General features: G+C 63.4%; 9 protein-coding genes. 2 read left to right on the forward strand and 7 right to left on the reverse strand.

Features of this window, described 5'->3' with window-relative positions:
* The first annotated feature begins 11 nt into the window (after positions 1-11).
* Positions 12-749: a LysR family transcriptional regulator gene (locus ACJMNC_RS06780; protein ID WP_408947208.1), complete on the forward strand. Its 738-nt coding sequence runs from the start codon at positions 12-14 to the stop codon at positions 747-749.
* A 39-nt stretch (positions 750-788) separates the two neighbouring features.
* On the opposite strand, the gene ACJMNC_RS06785 is transcribed toward ACJMNC_RS06780, so the two are convergent.
* Positions 789-1,220 carry a hypothetical protein gene (locus tag ACJMNC_RS06785; RefSeq protein ID WP_408947186.1) on the reverse strand — a complete coding sequence of 144 codons (432 nt, stop codon included), beginning with the start codon at positions 1,218-1,220 and terminating at the stop codon, positions 789-791.
* A gap of 736 nt (positions 1,221-1,956) precedes the next feature.
* Here ACJMNC_RS06785 and ACJMNC_RS06790 point away from each other — a divergent pair.
* A complete protein-coding gene (locus ACJMNC_RS06790; protein WP_408947187.1) occupies positions 1,957-2,334 on the forward strand; it encodes an LppP/LprE family lipoprotein in 378 nt (125 codons plus the stop codon).
* 489 nt (positions 2,335-2,823) lie between these two features.
* Here the strand turns inward: ACJMNC_RS06790 and ACJMNC_RS06795 are convergent, their stop codons facing one another.
* The 6 genes from ACJMNC_RS06795 to ACJMNC_RS06820 form a co-directional block, all read right to left on the reverse strand.
* Positions 2,824-4,602: a hypothetical protein gene (locus tag ACJMNC_RS06795; RefSeq protein ID WP_408947188.1), complete on the reverse strand. Its 1,779-nt coding sequence runs from the start codon at positions 4,600-4,602 to the stop codon at positions 2,824-2,826.
* Complete coding sequence (locus ACJMNC_RS06800) at positions 4,599-5,948, reverse strand: hypothetical protein (protein WP_408947189.1); 1,350 nt, start codon at positions 5,946-5,948, stop codon at positions 4,599-4,601. The genes ACJMNC_RS06795 and ACJMNC_RS06800 overlap by 4 nt, the downstream gene beginning before the upstream one ends.
* A 1,234-nt stretch (positions 5,949-7,182) precedes the next feature.
* Positions 7,183-7,737, reverse strand: coding sequence for a hypothetical protein (locus ACJMNC_RS06805; RefSeq protein ID WP_408947190.1), 555 nt, complete (start codon positions 7,735-7,737; stop codon positions 7,183-7,185).
* A gap of 17 nt (positions 7,738-7,754) precedes the next feature.
* Positions 7,755-7,961, reverse strand: a complete 207-nt coding sequence (locus ACJMNC_RS06810; protein ID WP_408947191.1) for a DUF2628 domain-containing protein — start codon at positions 7,959-7,961, stop codon at positions 7,755-7,757.
* Between the two features lie 141 nt (positions 7,962-8,102).
* The gene (locus ACJMNC_RS06815; RefSeq protein WP_408947192.1) at positions 8,103-8,366 is read right to left on the reverse strand and encodes a hypothetical protein; all 264 of its coding nucleotides are present in this window, start codon (positions 8,364-8,366) and stop codon (positions 8,103-8,105) included.
* Between the two features lie 24 nt (positions 8,367-8,390).
* The gene (locus ACJMNC_RS06820) at positions 8,391-8,825 is read right to left on the reverse strand and encodes a hypothetical protein (protein WP_408947193.1); all 435 of its coding nucleotides are present in this window, start codon (positions 8,823-8,825) and stop codon (positions 8,391-8,393) included.
* Between the last annotated feature and the right edge of the window lie 500 nt (positions 8,826-9,325).

The raw sequence follows: 9,325 nt of genomic DNA on the forward strand, positions 1-9,325 counted from the left end.
CCGGTCAGGCCCTGCACCTGTCGCAGCCGGCGGTGTCGGGGCATCTGCGCCGGCTCGAACGCGAGCTGGGCTGCGCCCTGGTGATGCGGCAGGGCCGGGGTATCACGATGACCGGCGACGGCGAGGCCCTGGCGGTGTACGCGCGGGCACTGATCGAGCAGCACGACGAGGCGGTGCGCGCGCTGTCGTCGGCCGCCGACGACGAGCTGATCGTCGCCGCGACTGAGCATGCCGCGGAAAGCCTTGTGCCGCCGTTGGTCTCGGTGCTCAACGAGGAGCTGCCCGGGGTGGGTGTGCGGCTGCGGCTCACCCGCAGTGCGCGGGCCCGCGAGCTGCTGCACGATGCGCGGGCCGACATCGCCGTCACCCTGACCACGCCGCCGCCGGGCGGCGACCGGGTGGCGGCGGTGCCCTTGGAGTGGCTCGGCACCCGCGAGGCGCCGCGCGAGAAGGTGATCCTGTTCGAGCGGCCCTGTGCGGTGCGCGATCAGGCCCTCGCCTCACGCGCGGGCGAATCGTTCGAGATCGTCCGCGAGTGCTCCAACCTGGCCACCGTGGTCTCGACGGCGCGGCGCGGTGAGGGCATCACCCCGCTGCCGCGACTCGGGCCGCGCCCGGACGGGCTCGAGCCGGTGACCGGGCTGCCGGGACTGCCGTCGGCGCCGCTGTACCTGGCGACCGGACCGCGCGTGGACCGGCGCATCCGCGCCGCGCTCACCCGGCGGATCCTGGAGATCCTGCACGGGTGAGCACCGATCCGGCGGCCGGTCCTCGCCCGATCGCGGCGGCTAGAGTTCGAACCTGTGGCTGGTGGGGACCTCGGAGGAGATCACCTCGCCGTCCGGGCCGTGCACCTCGAAGTGGTGTTCGCTGATCAGGATCTTGTTGCCGTACCTGTTGACCACGTAGTTGCCCGGGCCGAACCCCACGTCGTCCACCCGGTTCGGGACCGGCTTGAATTTGTTCTCGCCGATGAAGTGCACGTCCGGCGGCCAGCTGTCGCGCCGCTGGCAGAGCACATAGCGTTCGGTCTCGGTCTCCGCGATCACCTTGGCGACCGAGGTCGCGGCGTCGCACTCGGGTCCGCCGGCGAATCCGTACTCGGTGACCTCGGAGGCTGCGGCCGGTGCGGCGACCGCACCCAGGGAGGTGCCGACGATCAGGGCGCCTGCTCCGCAGACGGTGGCGCTGCGGCGCCGGAAATCAGTGGTGATGGACATAGAGTTCTCCTCTCGTCTGCGCCCGTCGGCACGGACGCTCTGTGCAGAGATCTGGGGTGCTGCCCGCCGGCGCGATGGAGTGAACGACTGCGATCGGTGAATGAGCGCGAGTGGGCGAGAGACGCCCTGCGCCGGCCGGTTCTGTTGTCGGGGCGCAAGCTCCTGCCCCTGGGACGGTGCGACGTCCCCACCTCGGACCGGCGAACGGTCTCGATCCGGTACCGCGGTGTGGTTGGACTATCGCGGCGACGCATCCCACCGTTACCCGCCGGCGCGCTCCCGCCGGCTTCGCGTGGGCGATCGTGACCACTGTTTAGGGTCGCGGCGGCGGATTGTGCGGACGCCGCCGTCGCCCCTGAAGACGGCGCGGGACTCTGCGGCGGGGGGGGTGACGGATTGCTGGGCGATTCCCGACATTCTTCGTATTTCTGCAGGTCAAAGGCCACTGAGAGAACATCACGGATCGGTATCGACGGGTAACGGCGGCTTTTCGCGAGTCGAACTAACCACCGCATGGAAAACCTGAACAACGACACGAGATGACATCGCGAACGACCTGTTACGACACGAGACGACGAGCACGACGGAAGGGAACACCATGCAGAAACACCGCATCGCCGCAACCGCACTCGCAGTAGCTCTGGCGGCCGGAGGTATCGGCGCCGCCACGACGGCAGGCCCGGCAACGGCCGCACCGAACGGCTCATCCGAGTGCCCGGCGGTCCCCAAGGATCGGGTGGCATCCGCGATCGAGCGTCTGCCGAAACCATTCCCGAACCGCCCGGAGATCAACTGGGTGCAGACCGGCCACGGAGGTTCCATCGACTGCACCCTGAACTGGGTGCAGGTGTACTCCGCAGGCGCCACGGGGAGCTCGCCGACGCAGATCATCCTGTTCGACCACTTCAAGGAAGCCGGCACCATCACCAAGAAGCCCACCGCGTTCACCGCGGTCGAGCCGTGGGTGGTTCCGGGCCAGATCCTGGTGCACTTCCGGTGGCTCAACCCCGGTGATCCGACGGCGAATCCGACCGGCTCGGCGTACGTGCGCTATCAGCGTGAGGAACAGCGAGCACCGCATCCGATCGATCCGCTTCCGCGCCAGGCACTCTGACGCAGTAGGGCGGACGAACCCGCTTCGCGCGACCTGAAAATCTTCGCGCTCCCGGCCAATCGGGAGCGCGAAGATCTGAGAGTCGCGCCTAGCCGCTAACCGGCAGCCGCTACCCCGTAGCCGCAAAACGACGAGAGTCGCGATCCGAAGTGGATCGCGACTCTCGTCGGTCTGTGAGTGGGACGAGTTTCGTGGTCAGGACCGGTCCGGTGACGGCCGCTCCGATTACTTTGTGTCGAATCTCCGATTAGTTTCGCGCGGTTGGAGACCCTTGTAGAGGCGAGGATTGCCCGGGCTGTGTGGCCCGGTTGCGACGATGTGTAACTGCATCGGGTACAGCTCTGCCTCTCGAGCGCGGCGCGTGGTGCCGACGGGCAGGCGCTCGTCGCTTCGTTAGCGTGTCTGTTTTCCGAGTACTTATTGCCAGGTGATGACGCGACAGGGCGGGCCTTCCGAAAGAAGGCCCGCCCTGTCGCTCGTACCGATTTCCTACGTGCGCTTGGGCATTCGCGTGGGCGGCTTGCCGAGGTCCCGCTCGAGGCGATTGAACTTGAGCTTGATCGACTCGGGCCGGGGAGCGTTCTGCGCTTCGAAGCGCTCGATCTCACCGATGTTGACGACCGCGAAGGCCGCGGCGATGGTGATCTTCACCATCGGCTCCCTTCGGGCTCCGTAGTTCAAGTTTCCCAGACCGGCGACGGTGCGCCGCTTGAGGAGGCTGAAGCGCTGTTCGGTCTTCGACCTGACGGCCTCGTGGTAGACAGCGTGCTCGAACGACCCGGGAGCATACGGGCCCAGCTGCTGCAGACGCTTCTGGTCCTCGGTCAGGGAGGCGGTGACCGTGGGCTGGGTGCAACACCGGAACTCCGGAGTGGATTCCGGCAGATCGACCAGTGGAAGGTCGAGCCGGCCCTCGGTTTCCTCGTTCTGCCACCGGGTGCAACGCACGTTACCCAGCGCTGCCGGGCACACGAGCACCATCCGTGCTGCTTCGGTGGTTTCGTCGCCTTCGGTGGGCCGACCCATCTGGTCCCGACGCACGATCGGTCGGCGATCCAGGCCCATCAGGAGCGGGAGAAGGTCTGAGAGCCTCGTATTGCGGGCTTCCCAGTCGTCCTTGGTGAGCACGTCACGCAAACGGACGACGAAGTCACGGCCGAGCGAGATCTCCGCGGCGGCCGGGCAGTACCAATTGCCCGAGAGCTGAACTGGGCCAAGGCGTTCACCATTGACGTCGATTGCGGCGCTGTCAACGTTCCAGTGCTTCGGGTAGGTGAACACTGCGGCGTAGCGGTGCTCGACCTGCCAGTCGAACAGGCCCTTCTTCAGATACCCCATGTCGATTGTCAGCATCGGCCAGCGTGCACGTGCACTCGAGCTCCGGGCGTCGAAGCCGTTCATCTGGTGGTGCTGGACAGCCTCATCGAGGCCCTCGAGTGAACCGGAGGTGGGCGGGTGAATCGCGATGCCCGTGAACAAGGTGGGGCGTCGGTGCAGCGAATTGGGCTCAGGTATCGCGCTGACCGCTGTGACTCCCAGGCCCCATCCGCGCTTTTTCACCTTGGGCCCGTCGGTCTTGCTTTGGGAGACCTGGTTGGATTTGTCGCGTCGGTAGTACCCGCCGCAGTAGACCGCTCCGCGCAGGTCGGTGCCACCGGAGAAGAGCTGCTCGACGGAAGCGGTGTCGAGAATTGTCTCGTCGACCATGATGTCGCCTCGCCCGATCTTCGCGTAGGCCGGATCGATCGACCCTGCCACGATCCTGTTGACCACAATCGACAGGCGCTCGGCAGCGATCCGGTAGGCCTCGATCTGCTCCGGGGTCCGGGCCTTTGCGATCTTCTTATGATCGGCGACGCTGATCATCCTGGCAGGCTGGTCCGGCGCCGGATCCAGGCATTCAAAAGTACGGGTCGTCCAGCTACGGAAGTTCTTCAAAGCGCGCACCGGATCTTCGTGGGTTGGCTCAAGGTTAGCCGCGTCAATGCCCACCCGCTGAAGCTGATCCGGGGTGAAATCGAGGATCGTGCGGAATACGGTCCGCACGGTGGGCTCGCTGCGGCGAAGGAGCACGCACAACAGTGCGGTCAGGAATGCGCGCACGGTGTACGCTACCGCGTCCGACCGTTTCGTCGGCACGACCTTCTCGGTGCGCCACTGATCGATCAGCACGTCAGCACCGGAGCGGTCGACAACGGTGAGCGCTTTGGTGAAGATCGGCTCGCTACTGGGGATTTCGGGTTCGGATACTCGGGGATGTGTCGTCATGAGTTCGCCCTGTCGAAGTTGGTGAGGGTGGTGGTGATGGTGGTCAGGTCGACCTTTTCGGCCGGGTCCAGGCCGATCTCACTCGACCTGGGCGGGTCAGAGCGTCCCGCGATCGCTAGGAACTGAGTGAGCGGCAGCATCCCTGCCATCTGGACCAACCACCTGTTACGCAGGGCCTTGGCGTCCAGGCGCTCCTCGTAGCCCAGATCCGCGATCTTGTCGTTGACCCGGTTGATCGCGTTGCGCTCGACGGTCGGTTCCTGTCCGAATGCCATCAGATGCCTGTGGGGGGATTCGGCGGCGTACCGCTCAATGCGTTCAGCGATCGCGGGGTCCCAGACGGGCACAATCCGCGGCGGCGTCTTCGGGGTGTGCAAGCGCACGAGCACCCACCGACGACCATTGATGACCTGCACTGCGATGTCAGTCCTCGTCAGGTACTTGAGCTCGGCTGACCGCGCTCCAACCCCGACGATGAAGTCCAGCAGCATCCTCAAGACGGCCGACCACTTCGGATTGAGCGTCAGCGACAAGGAGTAGAGGGCACGCAGATCCCGCGTTGACGTCGGTCGGGTCATCACCATACGAGGGGCCGTCAAGCCGGCCGCCGGCGGAAACTCCCGCGGGTAGAAGACCCTCCCAACGACATAAAGGTGCCACCGGACTGTCCGATGCACTTCGCCGGACCCTTCGGTCAGGTAGCGGTCGATACTGCTCCGGCGAAGCGCCCGACGCGGATCGACCTGACCGGTGCGGTAGTACGTGTCCATGAAGAGCTTGATGATGGTGCGGACGCACTCACGATCGGACTCGTCGGAGACGAACGGGGTCGAGGCCTGCGCCCGGACAGCCTGTTCGCGGACGAGCTCGGCGATCGCCGGCTGGCGGACCTTGACCTTGACCTTCCTCAGCCTGGCAAGGCGCTCCTTATCGAGTCCGTCGAGGCTGATCGACGTCGGCAAGCCGGCTGCGAAGATCGCGTCCGGTGACGCTTCCTGCGACAGGGATTTCGGCGGTGCGACCGGACGGCCGCTGACGCGCGCCATCAGTAGCACCTCACGCAGTCGATGCCGCGCGTCAGGTTGAAATCGTGTTCGAGGCACGATGAAATAGACATGGCCGAAGCCCTTCCTTTGAACCGGATGGATTTGGTTGCGACTTTCTTGGTCGCTTCCGTGGAGGGCCGGTAGCCGCCGGCCTTCCACGGCACTTCGACACGATTCAGTGTCGAGTTCAGTCAATCCCCGTGGCCGAAAAGCAACTACCTGCTCGGCAGTCGTCTGCGGCGGGGTGCGGCAAAGGGCGGCGAAGTGCCAGTTGTCGGCGACCACCGCGACAGCACGCACCGGCCAGAGGCCAGAGACGGCAGCAGCGCCGAAGTACCATGAGCCACAGCGGGCTCCTTTCCGAGAGTCAGGACCCGTCAGGGGGCGGGCGCCGCTGCAACGGCGCTTGTCCCCGCCCTATCTAACGGGTCGAGTACGAGACTACGACGCGGCGTAAATTTCACAAGGGCATTTCTAGGGTGTGTCGTGGAAATGATTCAAGGTTCCGTTATTTGAGCAAGCGAGTAGGATCTGTTGCACATCGAAGCCACAACACAGATAGGGGACCCCTACTCCCGTGTGCATGTCCGCACCGCGGAGTAGACCTTCTGCCATGCGACCACCCACACACGGAACAACTGCGAGCGTGAACCATCTCCTCGCCCAGGACGCCAACTACGACCCCACTTCCACCTGCCTACACCCAGATTGCACGACGAAGTGCGTCTACCGCCCCAATGCACGGGGACGCCGGCCACTGTTCTGCTCGAAACGCTGCGCGACCAACTACTCGCAACGGCGCGCAGGGTTGCTCAAAGACCTTGCCGCGATCGACGCAGCACTCTCCGGCACCGGACCACGCTCGAATCTTGCAGTCCGCCTCAGCCAGCAGCGCGCCCATGTTCGCTGGCACCTCGCCCGCTATGGCGGCGAGCCGGCGGAGTCAGCGTGACCGTCTGCCCCACAGGACAACCGCCTCGAGCAAGCCGTTAACGCCCCCTGCTGACTCGGATCTAGGCAAACGCCGAGGAAACGCTAGCGACTGACGGGCGCGATAGGGCGATGAGATCGACTTCGAGGTACTCATTGGAGACCGTCGACGCGTGCACCATTACAAGTTCTATCCCGATGGCAGCAGCGGCAACTACAAATCCACTAGGCGGCAGACAAGCCGCGCTTCAACCTCTAAGTCTCGGACCTAGCCGTTCGGGGGTGTCCCTATGGTTCCCGTCAAGCCGCTGCTCGTGATAGCTGCCTGTAGAGTTCGCGGTCTTTCAGCATGGCGTGGAGGACGTCGCAGCGTCGGCGCGGGGTCTGCTGTACGGATAGGTGCATCCTGACCTGATCGGCGGCTTGGTCAAGATGTCGCCTATTCATGCGGCGACGCCTCCGATCATCGCGGCGATGAGCACGGTGTAACCCAGCTTGAATTGCCGCTGGCAAGAAAAAGCGCCGTAATAATTTTTGCAGCCGTCACTACGAGAACTCCAAAAATGAAAAGAAATAACATCTCAAGTGCTCCAATCAGATTCGGCTACAACTTCCGATCGTGGGGCAATCGTCGGCAATGCCGGGTTTTCCTGACGCTGTGGCGACCGCTATCGGATTGATGTCGATTGAGGATCTCCTCAATCTCGGGCTTCTCTGTTGATGCAGCCTTGATGACAGGCCCTAACGTGCGACCATCAGCGAACGGAATAACGAAGAAGTTGGTTCGGAAGATTGCGTTCGCTGCTGCGCCAAACAAAAGGACGAACGCGGATCCGGCCGCCTCAGCAGGATTGACGACTGCAAACATTAGGGCTGACAGTAAAACTACCGGCAGCCAGTAGATGCGACGAAGAGCTCGAATGTTGGCAGGCGGCGGGTCGGAGTCTTTACTCATGGCATACAGGCCAAAAATCGCAGCTCCTGCGATCAGGCCGAAAAGCACGAACGGTGACTGCATATCACGCCTATCCACCGAATAGTTTGCGACCGAGGCCACCGACAGTCTTGCCCGCCGCACTGCCGATGCCATTGCCGATAACGGCGCCTCCAATCGCCGCACCAGCCCAGGCTCCACCCACTCCGCCACCGACGGACCCACCACTCTTACCTATAGTTTTAGGCGTCGCTGGCGGCGGTGGCCGTGAGCCCGGCAAACGCTGCACCCACAGGTGTACTAATTGCTGTTGGCGCATCGATCGGCACCAGCATGACCGCTGCCGTCAGGTTCATACCCAAGCGGGATAACGCCTTGCGCCACATACCCTTGACAGCGAAGTAGATCGGGCCGAAGAAGAACGCCAAAACGTTGAACGTGATACGCATCCGCCGACCGAAACGGAAGGGTCCTGAACGCGGCAGGGGCAGGAGGATCGGCAGGTTTGCCGTAGGTGTCGTAGAACGCAAACCGGCTCTCCCGCCGCGGCGGCACCTCTGGCTGACCGAGTTGACCATGGTCGTTAGCGGTCACGCCGATGCTCCAGCACGGGTCGACGATTTGGAGTTGCACCCGTCGTAGGCGATGTAGAGCGCTGGAACCATCACGGCGACCACTGCCACAATCCGATATTCGCCGTCAAACGGGCCGACCAGCGCCAAGACAACGCCACCTATCAGTGCGGCGATGAGCACGGTGTAACCCAGCATCGGGTTGCCACTGGCAAGAAAAAGCGCCGCAAGAATAGCCGCGGCCACTACTACGAGCGCCCCAATAGCGAAAAGAAACAACATCTCAAGTGCTCCAATCAGATTCAGCTACGACTTGCGATCACGGAACCGCCAGCGGCGATGCCGGCCACGCTCCGCTCGACGCACGGTCGAACCGTCACCGTCGGCTGCTTGGCGGCCTTGCGCCAGCATCTGCTCGACACTCCGCCTGTTCATGTACGTACGTTTGCCCTCAGGCCCGAGCGTCTTACCACCGGTGAACGGGATCACCAAAAAATTCGTCCAACGAATCGCCATAATTGACCAGCATAACAAGCCACCTATGACGATGCCGACCGCCGCTCCAACATTGTTCACCTGCGTGAGAGCACACAGTAACAACACGATGAACATTGGTATCCAGTAAATTCGACGCAAGGCACGAACGTTGGGCGGTGGCGGACTGCCATCCTTTTCCATTGCATAAAAGCCGCAGCAAAATCCCACAACAAGGAGACCAAGCACAATGTAAGGGGATCCCATATTGGATCTACTTTCCGAATAGCTTGCGCCCTAGACCGCCGAGAGCACTTCCCGCTTTGCTACCCAAACCAGTGCCAATGAATGCACCTACCGCGCCGCCGACGACAGCGCCAACCGGGCCGCCTAGTGAACCACCGATTGCAGCTCCCGCCCAGGCGCCACCCCAGCCACCAGCCATCGCGCCACCGCTCTTACCGACAGTTTCGTAGACAGGAGCACCATCGGCCAGATTGGCGCCAAGGCACTAGCGTTCAGCATCGACTTAGACTAACCTCGTGAACTCTACAACAAAGAAAAGCGATAACCCCGCGAGCATCATCACCGGCGCCGATAAGAACGCCGCGAAAAAGAACGGTCACCGTTGGGCTACGACCCAATGTGGCACGAGTAGCGGCGTGACTATCCACCGCAACAGAACCGCGACCAGCCGGGCAAACTGCCGCTTATAGCCTAACACCGTCACCAGCGGCACTACCAAGGTCGCGAGATGTAGCGGATGC

The organism is Gordonia sp. VNK21, assembly GCF_046098115.1.
In the GTDB taxonomy this organism is placed as follows: Bacteria; Actinomycetota; Actinomycetes; order Mycobacteriales; family Mycobacteriaceae; genus Gordonia.

What these genes read in the sequence shown, in the direction of transcription:
- ACJMNC_RS06785 (WP_408947186.1), bottom strand. Translation starts at nt 1,220, where the DNA reads ATGTCCATCACCACTGATTTCCGGCGCCGCAGCGCCACCGTCTGCGGA.
- ACJMNC_RS06795 (WP_408947188.1), bottom strand. Translation starts at nt 4,602, where the DNA reads ATGACGACACATCCCCGAGTATCCGAACCCGAAATCCCCAGTAGCGAG.
- ACJMNC_RS06810 (WP_408947191.1), bottom strand. Translation starts at nt 7,961, where the DNA reads ATGCGTATCACGTTCAACGTTTTGGCGTTCTTCTTCGGCCCGATCTAC.
- ACJMNC_RS06815 (WP_408947192.1), bottom strand. Translation starts at nt 8,366, where the DNA reads ATGTTGTTTCTTTTCGCTATTGGGGCGCTCGTAGTAGTGGCCGCGGCT.
- ACJMNC_RS06820 (WP_408947193.1), bottom strand. Translation starts at nt 8,825, where the DNA reads ATGGGATCCCCTTACATTGTGCTTGGTCTCCTTGTTGTGGGATTTTGC.